General features: G+C 67.7%; 16 protein-coding genes. 10 read left to right on the top strand and 6 right to left on the bottom strand.

Annotation, left to right across the window (positions count from 1 at the left end; genetic code table 11):
* The first annotated feature begins 16 nt into the window (after nucleotides 1–16).
* The 5 genes from qcrC to QQX04_RS06705 all read left to right on the top strand — a co-directional run bounded on the left by qcrC (nucleotide 17) and on the right by QQX04_RS06705 (nucleotide 5,322).
* The gene (gene qcrC, locus QQX04_RS06725; RefSeq protein WP_301127458.1) at nucleotides 17–799 is read left to right on the top strand and encodes a cytochrome bc1 complex diheme cytochrome c subunit; all 783 of its coding nucleotides are present in this window, start codon (nucleotides 17–19) and stop codon (nucleotides 797–799) included.
* A complete protein-coding gene (gene qcrA, locus QQX04_RS06720) occupies nucleotides 796–1,851 on the top strand; it encodes a cytochrome bc1 complex Rieske iron-sulfur subunit (protein WP_301127456.1) in 1,056 nt (351 codons plus the stop codon). The genes qcrC and qcrA overlap by 4 nt, the downstream gene beginning before the upstream one ends.
* A complete protein-coding gene (qcrB, locus tag QQX04_RS06715) occupies nucleotides 1,851–3,566 on the top strand; it encodes a cytochrome bc1 complex cytochrome b subunit (RefSeq protein ID WP_301127454.1) in 1,716 nt (571 codons plus the stop codon). The genes qcrA and qcrB overlap by 1 nt, the downstream gene beginning before the upstream one ends.
* A gap of 224 nt (nucleotides 3,567–3,790) precedes the next feature.
* Nucleotides 3,791–4,411 carry a superoxide dismutase gene (locus QQX04_RS06710; protein WP_301127453.1) on the top strand — a complete coding sequence of 207 codons (621 nt, stop codon included), beginning with the start codon at nucleotides 3,791–3,793 and terminating at the stop codon, nucleotides 4,409–4,411.
* A gap of 473 nt (nucleotides 4,412–4,884) precedes the next feature.
* Nucleotides 4,885–5,322 (top strand): hypothetical protein, encoded by a 438-nt coding sequence (locus QQX04_RS06705; protein ID WP_301127451.1) that lies wholly within the window; start codon nucleotides 4,885–4,887, stop codon nucleotides 5,320–5,322.
* Nucleotides 5,323–5,481: 159 nt separating this feature from the next.
* On the opposite strand, the gene QQX04_RS06700 is transcribed toward QQX04_RS06705, so the two are convergent.
* Genes QQX04_RS06700 through ctaC form a run of 3 tightly spaced genes read right to left on the bottom strand, consistent with a single transcriptional unit; the run spans nucleotide 5,482 to nucleotide 8,453 of the window.
* A complete protein-coding gene (locus tag QQX04_RS06700; RefSeq protein ID WP_301127449.1) occupies nucleotides 5,482–5,883 on the bottom strand; it encodes a cytochrome c oxidase subunit 4 in 402 nt (133 codons plus the stop codon).
* Between the two features lie 9 nt (nucleotides 5,884–5,892).
* Nucleotides 5,893–7,611 (bottom strand): aa3-type cytochrome oxidase subunit I, encoded by a 1,719-nt coding sequence (gene ctaD, locus QQX04_RS06695; RefSeq protein ID WP_301127448.1) that lies wholly within the window; start codon nucleotides 7,609–7,611, stop codon nucleotides 5,893–5,895.
* Nucleotides 7,611–8,453, bottom strand: a complete 843-nt coding sequence (ctaC, locus tag QQX04_RS06690; RefSeq protein WP_301127446.1) for an aa3-type cytochrome oxidase subunit II — start codon at nucleotides 8,451–8,453, stop codon at nucleotides 7,611–7,613. The genes ctaD and ctaC overlap by 1 nt, the downstream gene beginning before the upstream one ends.
* A gap of 56 nt (nucleotides 8,454–8,509) precedes the next feature.
* On the opposite strand from ctaC, the gene QQX04_RS06685 reads away from it, so the two are divergent.
* A complete protein-coding gene (locus tag QQX04_RS06685; RefSeq protein WP_301127444.1) occupies nucleotides 8,510–9,673 on the top strand; it encodes a cysteine desulfurase family protein in 1,164 nt (387 codons plus the stop codon).
* Between the two features lie 166 nt (nucleotides 9,674–9,839).
* On the opposite strand, the gene erpA is transcribed toward QQX04_RS06685, so the two are convergent.
* Entirely contained in the window at nucleotides 9,840–10,193 is a 354-nt protein-coding gene (erpA, locus tag QQX04_RS06680; protein ID WP_301127442.1) for an iron-sulfur cluster insertion protein ErpA, read from the bottom strand.
* A gap of 194 nt (nucleotides 10,194–10,387) precedes the next feature.
* Nucleotides 10,388–11,365 (bottom strand): glycerate kinase, encoded by a 978-nt coding sequence (locus QQX04_RS06675; RefSeq protein WP_301127440.1) that lies wholly within the window; start codon nucleotides 11,363–11,365, stop codon nucleotides 10,388–10,390.
* A gap of 78 nt (nucleotides 11,366–11,443) precedes the next feature.
* Between QQX04_RS06675 and nadA the strand changes: the two genes are divergently transcribed.
* From nadA to QQX04_RS06655, 4 genes are all read left to right on the top strand, one after another.
* Nucleotides 11,444–12,649, top strand: coding sequence for a quinolinate synthase NadA (gene nadA / locus QQX04_RS06670; protein ID WP_301127438.1), 1,206 nt, complete (start codon nucleotides 11,444–11,446; stop codon nucleotides 12,647–12,649).
* Between the two features lie 35 nt (nucleotides 12,650–12,684).
* Nucleotides 12,685–13,263, top strand: a complete 579-nt coding sequence (locus QQX04_RS06665) for a DUF3043 domain-containing protein (RefSeq protein WP_301127436.1) — start codon at nucleotides 12,685–12,687, stop codon at nucleotides 13,261–13,263.
* Between the two features lie 101 nt (nucleotides 13,264–13,364).
* The gene (locus QQX04_RS06660) at nucleotides 13,365–14,384 is read left to right on the top strand and encodes an aldo/keto reductase family protein (RefSeq protein ID WP_301127435.1); all 1,020 of its coding nucleotides are present in this window, start codon (nucleotides 13,365–13,367) and stop codon (nucleotides 14,382–14,384) included.
* Nucleotides 14,385–14,560: 176 nt separating this feature from the next.
* Nucleotides 14,561–14,974: a hypothetical protein gene (locus QQX04_RS06655; RefSeq protein WP_301127433.1), complete on the top strand. Its 414-nt coding sequence runs from the start codon at nucleotides 14,561–14,563 to the stop codon at nucleotides 14,972–14,974.
* Here the strand turns inward: QQX04_RS06655 and QQX04_RS06650 are convergent.
* Nucleotides 14,971–15,870, bottom strand: a complete 900-nt coding sequence (locus tag QQX04_RS06650; protein WP_301127427.1) for a LysR family transcriptional regulator — start codon at nucleotides 15,868–15,870, stop codon at nucleotides 14,971–14,973. The genes QQX04_RS06655 and QQX04_RS06650 overlap by 4 nt on opposite strands.
* Nucleotides 15,871–15,926 lie beyond the last annotated feature (56 nt).

The following is a 15,926-nucleotide window of genomic DNA, read 5'->3' as shown; positions in this document are numbered from 1 at the left end:
AAGGGTCATCACGACAATGCACGCACTCGCCAACAAGCGCTATCACAAGGCCGCGCCGCTGCTCCTGGTGCTGGCGCTCCTCGCGCTCCTCACAGGCCTCGGCGCCGTCGCCACCTCGCAGTCGGCGGAGGCCACCACGGTCTCCGCCTCCGACATCGAGGACGGCCAGAAGCTCTTCGCCTCCAACTGCGCCACCTGCCACGGCATCGACGCCCAGGGCCAGGACGGCGTCGCTCCGTCGCTCGTCGGCGTCGGCGCCGCATCGGTCGACTTCCAGGTGGGCACCGGCCGCATGCCGATGCAGGCATCGGGCCCGCAGGCCCCCGCGAAGCCGGTCCAGTTCACGCAGGAGGAGATCTCACAGCTCGCGGCCTACGTCGCCTCGCTCGGCGCAGGTCCCGCCATCCCGACGGCCGAGCAGGTCGACCCGGAGCTCGGCAACGCAGCCGAGGGCATGGAGCTGTTCCGCACCAACTGCGCCATGTGCCACGGCTCGATCGGAGGCGGCGGCGCCCTGACGCAGGGCAAGTTCGCGCCCTCGCTCATGGAGACGACGCCCACCCACATCTACGAGGCGATGCTGACCGGCCCGCAGTCCATGCCGGTCTTCAACAACGCCAACATCGACGAGGAAGGCAAGCGCGACATCATCGCGTACCTGGTCGCGCAGCGTGACGGCTCCCCCGGCGGCCTCTCGCTCGGCGCGATCGGTCCCGTCGCCGAGGGCTTCTGGGCCTGGATCGTCGGCATCGGACTCCTCATCGGCAGCACCATCTGGATCGGAGCGCGCTCCTCATGAGCCTCGAGAACCACACCGAGCCCACCTCTGACGAGAAGTTCGAGGACCCGGGCGTTCCTCATCACCGCCCACGCAAGGCGGACGTCGACCCGAAGGCGGCGGACAAGGCCGAGCGCCAGACGGCCTTCATGTTCGGTCTGTCGATCCTGGGCACGATCGTCGCCCTCGTCGGCTACTTCGGCATGGACATGGGCGACACCGTCGGCTCGATCCGCAGCTTCACCGCAGTCCTCGGCCTCGGAATCGCCCTGGCGATGCTCGGCATCGGCATCGGCGCGATCCACTGGGCGAAGACGCTCATGCGCGACCACGAGATGGTCGAGGAGCGCCACGAGCTGCGCTCGTCGGATGAGGCCCGCGAAGGCGCCATCCAGGACCTCAAGGACGGCGTCGTCGACTCCGGCCTCGGGGGCCCCAAGCGTCGCAGCCTGCTGAAGGGCTCGCTCATCACGGCGCTGGCCATCGCTCCCCTGTCGCTCCTGGTGCCCCAGATCGGCTCCATGGGCGCCGACTGGAACGTCTCGCGCTTCCGTCACACCATGTGGGACAAGGGAGTGCGCCTGGCGCGTGACCCCGACGGCTCGCTGATCAAGGCGGCGGACGTCACCATCGGCTCGGCCTTTCACGTGATCCCCGAGGGCCTCGTGGACCTCGAGCACCACAAGATCGAGGAGAAGGCCAAGGCCGTCGTCCTCCTGGTCCGTCTCAACCCCGAGGACCTGAAGATCCAGGAGGGCCGCGAGGACTGGTCCTTCGACGGCATCGTCGCCTACTCGAAGATCTGCACCCACGTCGGATGCCCTGTGGCCCTGTACGAGCAGCAGACGCACCACCTGCTGTGCCCGTGCCACCAGTCGACGTTCGACGTCTCCGACGGCGCGAAGGTCGTCTTCGGCCCGGCGAAGCGGCCGCTCCCGCAGCTGCCGATCGAGGTCGACGACGAGGGCTACATCGTGGCGCAGAGCGACTTCCACGAGCCTGTGGGACCGAGCTACTGGGACCGCCTCAAGGGCGATGACTCCAGCGCCACCGACGAGGAGGTCGAGCACTGATGGGCGCCAAGATCAACAAGGCCGCCGCAGGCACCGCCAACTACGTCGACGAGCGCACCGGCGTCGGCGCGCTGGTCAAGTTCCTCTCCCGCAAGCTGTTCCCCGACCACTGGTCGTTCATGCTCGGCGAGGTGGCGCTCTACTCGTTCGTCGTGCTGCTGCTCTCGGGCGTGTTCATCACGGCCTACTTCGAGCCCTCGATGACGTTCGTCACCTACGACGGCCCGCTCGAGACCATGCAGGGCGTCGAGATGTCCAAGGCGTTCGAGTCGACGCTGCACATGTCGTTCGAGGTCCCCGGCGGTCTGCTCATGAGGCAGATCCACCACTGGGCTGCGCTCATGTTCACGGCGGCGATCGTGATCCACATGGCCCGCGTCTTCTTCACCGGCGCCTTCCGCAAGCCGCGTGAGATCAACTGGCTCGTGGGCTTCACGTTGATGATCCTGTCGCTCGCGGCGGGCTTCACCGGCTACTCGCTCCCCGACGACGTGCTCTCCGGCAACGGCCTTCGCATCATCGACGGCGTGGTGAAGTCGATCCCGATCCTCGGCTCGTACATCTCGTACTGGCTGTTCGGCGGCGAGTTCCCCGGCGAGATCCTGATCCCACGCCTGTTCACCGCGCACATCCTGCTGGTGCCAGGCCTGATCCTGGCGCTCGTCGCACTGCACCTGTTCCTGGTGTTCCTGCACAAGCACACCCAGTACCCGGGCGGCGGCCGCACCCACAAGAATGTCGTGGGCCTGCCCCTGTTCCCCGTGTACACGGCCAAGGCCGGCGGCTTCTTCTTCGTGGTCTTCGGAATCATCGCGATCCTCGCGGCGCTGTTCACGATCAACCCGGTCTGGAACTACGGCCCCTACGACCCGTCGCCGGTCTCCGCTGGTACGCAGCCCGACTGGTACATCCTGTTCGTGGACGGCGCGCTGCGCCTCATGCCAGGCTGGCTGGGAGGCTTCCCGCTCGAGTGGGAGATCGCCGGCTACACGCTGTCCTGGAACATCCTCGTTCCCGCGGTCATCGTGCCGGGCATCTTCTTCGGGATCCTGGCCCTGTACCCGTGGATCGAGGCGTGGGCCACCGGCGACCGCGGCGAGAAGCACGTGCTCGACCGTCCGCGCAACGCTCCCACCCGCACCGGCATCGGCGTCGCGCTGATCTCGTTCTACATGATCCTCGCCCTCGAGGGCTCGAACGACATCATCGCGAACCTGTTCCACCTGTCGCTGAACGACCTCACGTGGACGTTCCGCATCGCGATCTTCGTGGTGCCGCCGCTGCTGTTCTGGATCACCAAGCGCATCGCGCTCGGCCTCCAGCGCAAGGACCGGGAGCTCGTGCTGCACGGTCACGAGACCGGCCGCATCGTGCGTCACGAGCACGGCGAGTACATCGAGGTCCACGAGCCGCTCGACGAGCAGGAGCTGTGGCTGCGGGTCAACTACGACAACATCACGCCATTCGAGGCTCCGGAGGAGTTCAACGAGAACGGCGTGCGTCGTGGCGGCATGCGCTGGAAGCGCTTCAAGGCCCGCCTGTCCCGCTTCTACTTCGAGGACCGTGTGGAGCCCGTGACTCCTGCCGAGTACGCGGAGGCGCAGCACCACCACGCCTCATACGCTGCCTCGGACGAAGGCCTCGCCGAGGCTGAGGAGAACGCCGACGCTGACAAGGCCCTCGACGAGGGATTCGCTCAGCTGAAGAAGGACTGACGGTCACGAACCATCTGACGAGAGCCCGGGGCTGCACCGCGAAAGCGCTGCTCCCCCGGGCTCTCGCACTTTTCGACGGACTCCGCACCGTTCCAGGTTTCGCGCCGCGAACCAGGAACAACTCGGCGTCTTCGTCGGTTGCACAGCAGGAAGGGACGACGCGGACTAGCGTCGGCCTAGCAGGATCCATCGCCCCGAGCCTCGGGGCCTGACAAGGAGGAAGAATGGCCGAGTACAGCCTGCCGGATCTCACCTACGACTACGGCGCCCTTGACCCGCACATCGCGGGCCAGATCATGGAGCTGCACCACAGCAAGCACCACGCCGCCTACGTCGCCGGTGCCAACACCGCGCTCGAGAAGATGGCGGAGGCTCGCGACACGGACAACTTCGGCGCGATCGCCGGCCTCGAGAAGGCTCTCGCCTTCAACCTGGGCGGTCACACCAACCACTCGATCTTCTGGACCAACATGTCGCCCGACGGCGGTGACAAGCCGGTCGGCGAGCTCGCCTCGGCGATCGATGACAACTTCGGTTCCTTCGAGAAGTTCCAGGCGCACTTCACGAACAACGCCATGACGATCATGGGCTCGGGCTGGTCGATCCTCGCCTGGGACACCATCGGCAAGAAGCTCGTCATCGTGCAGCTCTACGACCAGCAGGGCAATGTCCCCGTGGGCCTCATCCCGCTTCTCATGCTCGACATGTGGGAGCACGCGTTCTACCTTCAGTACAAGAACGTGAAGGCGGACTACGTCAAGGCGTGGTGGAACGTCGTGGACTGGGCGAACGTCCAGGCCCGCTTCACCAAGGCCACGTCGACGGACGGTCTGCTGGTCTTCTGACCGTCACTGCACCCTCGGGTGTGGCAGAGCCGGGCGGCACCTGCGCCTCATGAGCGCGCTGGGGCGCCGCCACTGGCTCGGGGCGGGTCTCCTTCGGGAGACCCGCCCTTTTCGCGTCTGAGGCCTGCTCCTGCCCCGCTGGCAGCGCCGCGAGTAGCCTCGCCAACCTCCCAAAGCTCGCGGGTCACTCAGCGTCGCTTCTGGGTGCTTTCGGCATGTTGCGGGTCACTCAGCGCCGCTCTCCGTCGCCATGAGGCGCAACGGGGTCACTCAGCGCCGTCTCTGGCCGACCCCGTTCGGCTTCGGGTCGCTCAGCGTCGCTTCTGCGTCTACGAGCTCGTGTACGGCTGACACCGCGTCGGGACGTGGACCCGTCGGCAGGGCCGCGGTAGCGTGTGCTCATCACACGGGACATGACTCCCTCTCCATTTGGGCCGAGCCGCACGGGCTCGGCGTCAGACAAGGAGACACCCATGTCCACCCACTTCCCTCCCCTGCACGAGCCGGAGAGCATGGCCGACTGGCATGACCGCACGGAGCCATCGATGGCCGCCATGGGCCGGCTGTATCGGCGGGAGACGCTCCAGGAGTCATCGACCCTCCTCCTCTCTTTCGGCTCACCGATGGTCGCTGTCCTCTACCGGTCGTGCGGGCACGATTCCTCCGAGGAGTACGAGGCTGCCGAGGCACGGGAGATCGTCGCCCGACTCGACGAGGAGATGGCCCAACGGCTGCTCGACCGTCCCAAGGAGCTCGAGCTCTCGGAACCACGACCGGCAATCGTGTCCCTCCGCATGACCAGCGAAGAGTGGCTCGCAGTCGATACATCGCTGTGCGTCATGGAGGAGCGTCCGGTCCCGACAGACTGCCCGCGATGCGCAGACGCCACGCCGAGCACACGGGGAGTCTGAGACCTTCGTGAGTGGCGCGACGGGCCGCCGCGGCGGTCAGTGACCCCGTGGGAGCGACACGCCGCTGAAAGCGGCGGTGAGTGACCCGAACGCACAGCACCTGAAGAGATGAAGAAGGGCCCGGCTCCGTACGGAGCCGGGCCCTTCTACTACCGGAGATCAGTGCGCGAAACGTCCCGTGGAGAACTCCATGACCCAGCCGACGAGACCGACGAGACCGACGATCGCGGCGGGAACCATCAGCCACCAGCCGACGGCAAGCGACACGAATGACAGCGCCGCGCCGGCCGCGAGCACGAGAGGCCACCAGCTCCACGGCGCGTAGAAGCCCTGGTCGCCCGACAGCTCCTCGATCTCGGCGTCATGCCGGTCCTCAGGGCGAGCGCCGTGACGACGCTCGAGCATCTTGAAGTAGATGCCGACCATCAGCGCCAGGCCAGCGGTCAGAAGGATCGCGGGAAACCCGACCATCTCCGAGAAGTCGGTGAGCCATCCGTAGATGAACGCGACCAGCAGGAAGAAGGCTCCGGGGAGCAGGAAGATGTTGGATTCGATCTTCATGGGTACCTCCTACCGGACCGGCGCGTGGTCGGTGTGCGGCTGGTTGACTGCGTCGGCGTGGTCGATCGCGGCCGCCTCAGGGTGGTGGCGGTCGAACGCAGGGCTCTCGGAGCGGATGCGCGGGATCGACACGAAGTTGTGGCGAGGCGGCGGGCACGAGGTGGCCCACTCGAGCGAGCGGCCGAAGCCCCACGGGTCGTCGACCTTCACCTTGGGCGCACGCTTGTGCGTGATGTAGATGTTCCAGAAGAACGGCAGGGTCGAGATCGCGGTGAGGAATGCACCCGCGGTCGACAGCTGGTTCATCCAGGTGAAGCCGTCCTCAGGCAGGTAGTCGACGTAGCGTCGGGCCATGCCCTCCGCGCCCAGCCAGTGCTGGACGAGGAACGTCATGTGGAAGCCGAAGAACAGCGTCCAGAAGTGGACCTTGCCCCAGCCCTCGTGGAGCATCTTGCCGGTGAACTTGGGCCACCAGAAGTAGAAGCCCGCGAACATCGCGAAGACGACGGTGCCGAAGACCACGTAGTGGAAGTGCGCCACCACGAAGTAGGAGTCGGACACGTGGAAGTCGAGCGTCGGCGACGACAGGATGATGCCGGTCAGGCCACCGAAGAGGAACGTGACGAGGAAGCCGACGGACCAGAGCATGGGTGTGGCCATGACGATCTTGCCTCGCCACATCGTGCCGATCCAGTTGTAGAACTTCACACCTGTCGGCACCGCGATGAGCATCGTCATGAACGAGAAGAACGGCAGCAGGACCGCGCCGGTCACGTACATGTGGTGCGCCCAGACGGACACCGACAGCGCGGCGATCGCGATGGTCGCGTACACGAGCCCGTGGTAGCCGAACAGCGGCTTCCGGCTGAACACCGGGAAGATCTCGGAGACGATGCCGAAGAACGGCAGCGCGATGATGTAGACCTCGGGGTGCCCGAAGAACCAGAACAGGTGCTGCCACAGGATGGCTCCACCGTTGTCGGGGTTGAACACCTGGGCACCGAGCACGCGGTCGGCGCCGAGCGCGAACAGCGCGGACGCGAGCGGCGGGAACGCGATGATGACCAGCATGGACGTCACCAGGGTGTTCCAGGTGAAGATCGGCATGCGGAACATCGTCATGCCGGGGGCACGCATGGTGACGATGGTCGTGATGAAGTTGACGGCACCGAGGATGGTTCCGAAACCACCGAGCGCGAGGCCGAAGACCCACAGGTCACCGCCGACGCCGGGCGAGTACACGGCGTTGGACAGCGGCGCGTACGCGAACCATCCGAACGACGCCGCGCCCTGCGGCGTGAAGAAGCCGGCGACGGCGATCAGGCCACCGAACAGGTACAGCCAGTAGGCGAACATGTTCAGTCGCGGGAACGCGACGTCAGGGGCGCCGATCTGCAGCGGCGTGATGACGTTCGCGAAGCCCGCGAACAGCGGGGTCGCGAACAGCAGCAGCATGATCGTGCCGTGCATGGTGAACAGCTGGTTGTACTGCTCCGCGGTCTGCACCACCTGGATGCCAGGGGCGAACAGCTCGGCACGGATGAGCAGCGCCAGCAGGCCGCCGATCACGAAGAAGAAGAACGACGTGACCAGGTACATGTACCCGATCGTCTTGTGGTCGGTGGACGTGATCCACTTGATGACCTGCGAGCCGGAGCGGCTCGGCGCCGCGGGGATCGCGGGGGCGGTCTCGAGGGCGCCTGGCTCCTCGTACTGGACGGTGGCCATTACTCCTCGCCCTCCTCGATGCCGATGCGGACTGCCTGGTCGCGCGAGTACTCGAGGCCGATCGCCCCGGTCTGACCCGCTGCGCGCAGGGACTCGATGTAGGCGTCGTACTCGGCGCGGTCGACGACCTCGACGTTGAACAGCATGGACGCGTGGTACTCGCCGCAGAGCTCGGCGCACTTGCCCTGGTAGGTGCCCTCCTGCTGGGGGATCACCTGGAAGACGTTGGTCTTTCCGGGGATCGTGTCCTCCTTGTAGAGGAACGCGGGGATCCAGAAGGAGTGGATGACGTCGCGCGAGTCGAGGTGGAACTCGACCACCTCACCCACCGGCAGGTACAGGGTCGGGAGCGTCTCCTCGACGCCCTCCTCACCGGTGAGCTGCGCCTGGACGCCGATGCTGTGCACGTCGTCGGTCAGGTAGTTGAAGTCCCACGCCCACTGCTTGCCGATGACCTGGATCTCCACGTCGGGCTCGGCCGACGTGTCCTTGATCTCCCACACACCGCGGACGGTCCATGTGAACAGCACGCCGATCATGACGATCGGGACGATCGTGTACATGAGCTCGAGCGGCACGTTCGCACGGGTCTGCTTGGGCAGCTTGTCGTCGTCCTTGCGCTTGCGGTAGACGGCGACGGCCCACAGGATCAGACCCCAGGTGACGACGCCGACTGCCAGCGCGGCGATCCAGGAGCCGTTCCACAGCTCGATGATCGTGCCGGTGTGGTTCGTGATCTCAGGGGTGGATGGAAGCGCGCCATTCTCGATGCCGGTCGAGCAGCCGGCGAGCAGCGTTGCCGCGCCGGCGAGAGCGACCGCAGTCAGGGTGCGCCTGAGCATACGGGGAGTGGTATTCGGGGACACGTCCACAGCATAGCGCGCGGTACCGTTCTGTCATGGCCCTCACCCGCACGTTTCTTGACGCAGGCGGCAGCGCACCGATGACTCCGAGGGCTCTCGAGGCCGTTCGCGCAGGTTTTGCCGACGGATGGGCCGACTCTCGCCGCCTCCACGCCGAGTCCCGACGCGCCCAGGCGCTCGTCGAGGGCTCACGGGAGGCGATCGCCGAGGTGCTCGGATGCCCTGCGCACGAGGTGGCCTTCTCCCCCAGCCCGCTGATCGCCCTCGAGCGTGTCGTGGGAGCCGTGCATACGGCCCGACGTGGGCGTGAGCGTGTCGTGGCGTCAGCGATCGAGCGTGATGCCACGCTGCACGCCGCTCACTACTACTCGAGCGGCCGCGTGGAGACGGTCCAGGTCGATGCGGAGGGCCACCTCGACCTGGAGGCCTTCGCTCAGGCGCTCGACTACCCCGACGTGACCCTCGCCGCCGTGCAGCACGTCAACCACGAGCTCGGCACCGCGCAACGGCTCGACGCCATCCACGAGGTGGCCGCCTCGCACCAGGTGCCCCTCGTGGTCGACGCGACGGCGTCGATCGGACACATGGAGTCGCCTGTGGCGTGGGATGCGCTCGTGGCGAGTCCCGCCGACTGGGGCGGCCCCTCCGGCGTCGGCGTGGTGGCGGTGCGCTCGCGCACCCGTTGGCTGCCAGCGTGGCCCGAGCGCTCCGGTTTCGAGGCGGGCGGCGCTGCCGTGCCGCTCATCCTTGCGGCGGCGGTGGCGCTCCAGGAGCGCATGGAGAACCGTGAGAAGGATGAGGCGCACCTGCGCTCGCTCGTGGACCGCATCCGCGGCGAGGCCGCGCGCATGGAGGGGGTCCGCGTCGTCGGCGATCCCGTGGAGCGTGCGCCGCACCTCGTCACTCTCGTGTGCGAGGGCGCCGACGGCGAGGCGATCCTCTCGCGCCTGGACAAGGACGGCATCGCGGTCGGGTCGGGCTCGGCGTGCGAGCACGACGGCTTCGAGCCCAGCCGCGTGCTGGGCGCCATCGGCTCCCCCTCGACCGGCAACATCCGCCTGGGGCTGCACCCGGGGATCGACGAGCCGACGATCGGCCGCTTCCTCGCACTCCTGCCGCGCGCCATCGCGGACGTCAGGTCCGACGCAGGGATGCCGACGTCCGACCAGCAGCCGGTCTGGGGCCGCGTCGAGTCCTGACCTTCTCGCGTCTGCCCGCACGCAGACCGCTGGGCTGCAGTGTTACTGGGCTGCTGCGTTGCTGGGCAGGGACGACGCCGGTCAGTGATTACCCTGCTCGGAAACGAAGAAGGACGGTGGGGCCGAAGCCCTCACCGTCCTTCTTCTCTGTGGCGCGTGGCGCCGATCAGCTGAACGAGTCTCCGCAGGCGCAGGAGCTCGAGGCGTTCGGGTTGTCGATCGTGAAGCCCTGCTTCTCGATCGTGTCCGCGAAGTCGATGGTCGCACCGTCGAGGTACGGCACGGACATCTTGTCCACGACGACGCCGACGCCGGCGAAGTCACGGATGGCGTCGCCGTCGAGCGTGCGCTCGTCGAAGTAGAGCTGGTAGATGAGGCCGGAGCATCCGCCCGGCTGCACGGCCAGACGCAGGCGCAGGTCGTCGCGGCCTTCCTGCTCGAGCAGGCTCTTGACCTTGGCGGCGGCGGCGTCGGTGATGACGACTCCGTGGGCCTGGGTCTCGGTGGCGGTGTCGGTCATGGCCACTTCCTTTCGTTGATACCTCTACAAGAGTACGACGTGTGCGGGCATTCCCGAAGACCCCCGCCTGAACGGCGCGGAAAGGGGGCGGACCCGACGGCAGCTGAGGGGTCCTGCCGCCGGGCCCTGACGTATGAACGCCTCGAAGATGTCCGTTGTGCCCGGTTTTCGTGTGATTTTTCTGACATCCGGTGTCAGCGCACGGGCGTCCAGGTGCGTGCGGCACGAGCGATGGCATCTGCCAGGCCATCTGGACCAGGAGCGCCGACGTGCGAGCCGTGGATTCCTGCGGCCATCAGGTCGCGCTTGCCCACGTGGGAGTCGGAGGTGACGACGACCGCCGGCACTCCCCTGGCCGCCGCGAGTCCTCCTGCTGGCGCGGCAGCGCCGTGATCGAGAGCCGCGTGCGACAGCGTGTCGACCACAGCGACCACGACGTCGGCGTGCTCAACGGCCTTGCCAAGCCCGGACCACCGCGCGAGCGAGTGCGACCCTGCCTCAAGGCGAGCGCCGAGCGCCGCGAGGCTGTACGCCATTCCTCCGGCCGCACCCGTGCGCGGCTGGTCGGACAGACGACGCGGGCCGAGCAGCACGGTGCCCGTCGACGCGATCTCGTCCGCCTCCTGTGCGCGCTGGCGCCACCGCTCCTCCTGCTCCTGCGCGGCGACGGCCAACGCTGCGTCGGCCTCGCGCCCTTCGCGCACGGCGGCGCTCATCCCGTGGAAGCCCAGCAGGGGTCGGTCGGAGCTCACGAGAGCCACGAGGTCGAGGTCCGCGAGCGTTTCCCGCGAGTCCTGCAGCGAGGCGCCCCACACGTCGGCTGCGTCGCCAGCTGGCGGAACGTCGCCGACCGGGACGATCACCGTGCGCGCGGCATCGGCATCCGCGGCGATCGCGCGCAGGGCTGCGCCGAGCGCGATCGGATCCCAGCGAAGCGCGCCGTCGGCGGGCGCGAGGAGCAGCCCCTCGGATGTCCGGATGGCGTCGACGCCTGGCACCGAATAGGCGGTTCCGTCCGCGGCGTCGGCGCTGCGCGGACCGCCATCACCCACGGCGATGGCGGTGACGTGCACGCCGGGTGTCGAGGTGCTCCACGTCAGCGCCGCCCTGTCGGCCGCGTCGATCGCGCCGGACACACCCGGCCATCCCTCCACCAGCATCGCCACTCGCATGGAGACAAGTGTGCCCGGTGCCGGCGGCACACCCGAACGGCGGGATTCCGTGCGTGCGGCCCGTGAGACAATGCTCGAATGAGCGCGACCTTCACGGAACCTGCCGAGTCGCCCGCTCTCCTCCTGCTGGGTCAGCGTCGTGACCTGCTGTCGGAGCGAGGCGTCGACTGCCCCGGAGCCCTGCCCTCCCCGTCGGATCCCGACCTGGTGGAGCGTGCGCTGAAGGCGAAGGAGGCCCTGGGCGACCGGGTGTTCATCCTGGGCCACCACTACCAACGTGACGAGGTCATCCAGTTCGCAGACGTGACGGGCGACTCGTTCAAGCTTGCCCGCGACGCGCAGAACCGGCCCGAGGCCGAGTTCATCGTGTTCTGCGGTGTGCACTTCATGGCCGAGTCGGCGGACATCCTCACCTCGGACGACCAGCAGGTCGTGCTGCCGGACATGGCTGCGGGCTGCTCGATGGCCGACATGGCGGACATCAACCAGGTCGAGGACGCGTGGGCGCAACTCGCCGAGGTGGGCGTGACCGAGCGCACCATCCCGATCACCTACATGAACTCGACCGCCGCGCTGAAGGCGTTCTGTGGCCGCAACAACGGTGCGGTTTGCACATCGTCGAACGCTGAGGTCGCGCTGCGCTGGGCGTTCGACCAGGTGGGCGGAGTCGAGGGCGACGGCAAGGTCTTCTTCTTCCCCGACCAGCACCTGGGCCGCAACACCGCGGTGCTGAAGCTCGCGATGGACCTGGACGACTGCGTCGTCTGGGATCCTCGCAAGCCGCTGGGCGGCAACACCCCTGAGGCGCTCGCCGCCGCGCGGATGATCCTGTGGAAGGGCCACTGCTCGGTGCACGCCCGCTTCCGCAAGGAGAACATCGACAAGCTGCGCGCCGAGGTGCCGGACCTCACCGTGATCGTGCACCCCGAGTGCGCGCACGAGGTCGTGGCCGCGGCCGACATGGTCGGCTCGACCGAGTACATCATCAAGGCCATCGAGGCTGCCGAGCCCGGCACGAAGTGGGCGATCGGCACGGAGCTCAACCTGGTGCGTCGGCTCGCCAACGCACACCCGGACAAGGAGATCCACTTCCTCGAGGACACCGTCTGCTTCTGCTCCACCATGAACCGGATCGACGTGCCGCACCTGGTGTGGGCGCTCGAGTCGCTCGTGGCGGGCGAGGTGCCCAACACCATCGTCGTGGACCCGCAGACCCAGGCAGAGGCCAAGGTGGCGCTGGACCGGATGCTCGCGCTTCCGGCCGCGGCGCCCGCGAAGGACTGACAGACCGCACCGTTGCGGCACACCCACGGAGAATGATGAGCAAGAACGACAGCACGATCGACCTTCCGGACGAGGACAGCACCGTCCCCGTCGGCAAGGGCCGCCCCACTCCCAAGCGCAAGGCGCAGGAGGCCGCGAACCACCGTCCCCTCGTGGGCGGTCAGGCCACCAAGGAGGACAAGGAGGCGCGCAAGCGGGCCATGCGTGAGAAGCGCGCCAAGGAGAACGCCGCGCTGATGAGCGGCGACGAGCGCAACATGCCGCCCGAGCACCGTGGCCCCGAGCGCCGTTGGATGCGCGACTTCATCGACGCCCGCTCCTCTGCGGCCGAGTGGGCGATGCCCGTGATGCTGGCCTTCGTGGTGCTGACGCTGTTCGTCGGGAACTCGGTCCTCGGCACCTTCATGATCATGGCGTTCTACATCGTCCTGATCGGCATGGGCATCGAGGTGTGGCTGATCTCCCGCTCGCTCAAGAAGCGCTTCGAGGCACGCTTCGGCGAGGGCAAGCTCCCCCGCGGGTGGAGGCTCTACACGATCACGCGCGCCATGAACATGCGCCGCATGCGTGTGCCCAAGCCTCAGGTCAAGCGAGGCGAGTACCCGGACGCCTGATCCGAACGTTTCGATCGAGGGCCCTGCGGCAGTCGCCGCGGGGCCCTTCGTCGTCCCTGGTGGCCGCGCGGGCGCCGCGCCGACCGTCCTAGGATGAATGGATGATCAACTATCGCTATCTCGGAAATTCAGGACTGAAGATCACTGAGCTCACCTACGGGAACTGGCTCACCCACGGATCCCAGGTGGAGAACGAGCAGGCTGCCGCGTGCGTGCGTGCCGCCCTCGACGTGGGCATCACGTCGTTCGACACGGCCGATGTCTACGCGAACACCGCCGCGGAGACCGTGCTCGGCGAGGCGCTCAAGGGTGAGCGTCGCGAGAGCCTCGAGATCTTCACGAAGGTCTACTGGCCCACCGGCCCGGGCGGTGCGAACGACACCGGCCTGTCCCGCAAGCACATCATGGAGTCCATCGACGGCTCGCTCAGCCGCCTGCAGACCGACTACGTGGACCTCTACCAGGCTCACCGCTGGGACCACGAGACGCCGCTTGAGGAGACGATGCTCGCGTTCGCGGACATCGTCCGTCAGGGCAAGGCCCTCTACATCGGAGTCTCGGAGTGGACCGCCGACCAGATCCGTCAGGGCGCGGAGCTCGCCAAGGAGCTGCGCATCCCCTTCATCTCGAATCAGCCGCAGTACTCGATGCTGTGGCGCGTCATCGAGGACGAGGTGGTCCCCGCGTCCGAGGAGAACGGACTCTCGCAGATCGTGTGGTCTCCCGTGGCCCAGGGTGTGCTCACCGGCAAGTATCTGCCCGGCGCACCGGCGCCTGCGGGCTCGCGCGGTGACGACGAGAAGGGCGGCAAGCGCATGATCTCCCGCTTCCTGGACGACCAGGACCTGCTGGAGCGCGTGCAGGGCCTCAAGCCGATCGCCGACGAGCTCGACCTCACGATGGCTCAGCTCGCCATCGCGTGGGTGCTGCAGAACAAGAACGTGGCCGCCGCCATCATCGGTGCGTCGCGTCCCGAGCAGGTCGTGGACAACGCGAAGGCCTCCGGTGTGGAGATCCCTGCGGAGCTCATGGCCCGCATCGATGAGGTGCTGGGCGACAAGATCGTGCGCGATCCGGCGCTCACCGCTGAGGCGAGCCCGGCGACGCGCATCGAGCGCTAGCCGCTGAGGCCAGACATGCGAAAGCCCCCGGGGTATGTCCCAGACCCGGGGGCTTTCGCATGTTCAAAGGAGAAAACAATGCACTGTGTACGCCTGGCAGGTGCGTACATAGAGTCCAACGCCCCATACCCGGAATGCGTTCCCAGAGTTCCGCAGAGTTTGCTCAGAGGTGATCCATGCTGACGTGGAACGAGGTCAGGACCCGTATCGGCGCGCTGGGTCTGGGGGCGGACGACGCGGTCCTGATGGGGTCGGGGCCGATGCTCGCCCACGGCCTGGTCGACGGGATCCACGACATCGACCTGGTCGCGCGAGGCGTCGCCTGGGAAAGAGCCGCGCGGTTGGGCACTGCGGAGCCTGGAGAGCACGGCGACGAGGTGGTGCATCTTCACTCGTCCGTTGAGGTCTTCTCGGGATGGTTCGGCCGCCCAGCGGACGAGGTCTTCTCGACCGCGACGCGCGTGGACGGGATCCTCGTCGGGTCGTTGGAGGAGGTGCTCGCCTTCAAGCTCGTGCTGGGTCGCCCCAAGGATCTGGCGCACATCGCTCTTCTCCGCGAGGCGCTGCGGGGCGACGGGCCGAGCGTCTAGGCGGACGCAGAGGCGATCTCAAGGATGCGGGCCGCGCCTGGCGCGAGACGTCGCTGCGGATTCCAGACCGCCGCGAACGGGCGGACGGCGGCAGGACCGTCGATCTGCACGCGGCGCAATCGTCCCGCGTCGAGGTCGTCTCGCACGGCTCGGGCGCTCAGCGCACCCACGCCCCCTCCAGCGAGGATGGTCCCTCGCACGGCCGCGGTCGTGGAGAGCTCCGCGGCCGGCGCGACGACAGCGCCGGCCCCCACGACGATCTCGAGCGCACGTTCCATCGCGAGCCGCGTGCCCGAGCCCTCCTCGCGGCTGACCAGCGGCGTCCTCGCCACCTCGGCGGGGCTCACCGAGGTCCGCTTCGCCCATGGATGGTCGGGTGCGACCACGAGGACGACCTCGTCCTTCATGAACACGTAGCTGGCGAGCCCTTCGGGCAGGTCGGGCGACTCGACGAAGCCCAGGTCATCCTTCCCCGCGCGCACCCGTGCAGCGACCGTCACCGAGTTCACGGCGGTGAGCTCCACGTGCGCGGCCGACGGGTCGGCTGCGTAGGTGACGAGCCAACCGGGCACGAGGTGCTCGGCGATCGTGAGGCTCGCGCCGACACGCACGTGCGCGGCCCGATCGCTGCGGAGCGAGCCGACGGCCGAGTCGAAGGCGTCGGCCTGCCCCACGAGCGTCGCGGCCCACTCGGCGACGAGCGTTCCCTGGTCCGTGAGCCGCGTCCCGCGGGCGCTTCGTGCGAAGAGGGCGAGGCCCCAGCGACGCTCGAGCGCACGCATCCGCTGCGACACCGCCTGTTGGGTGACGCCGAGCGCCTCCGCGGCGCCCGTGAGGCTGCCGTGCTGCTCGATCGCGACGATCATCCGCAGCTCGTCGAGCGTCGTCCCCGTCACCGCTCATCCTCACCTTCGGTCGCGCCAAGACACAACCCACACTTGTGGATACCCAC

The organism is Demequina zhanjiangensis, from assembly GCF_030418315.1.
GTDB lineage: Bacteria > Actinomycetota > Actinomycetes > Actinomycetales > Demequinaceae > Demequina > Demequina zhanjiangensis.
The sequence above is the reverse complement of the archived record's forward strand: the minus strand, read 5'-3'. Positions and strand labels throughout refer to the sequence as shown.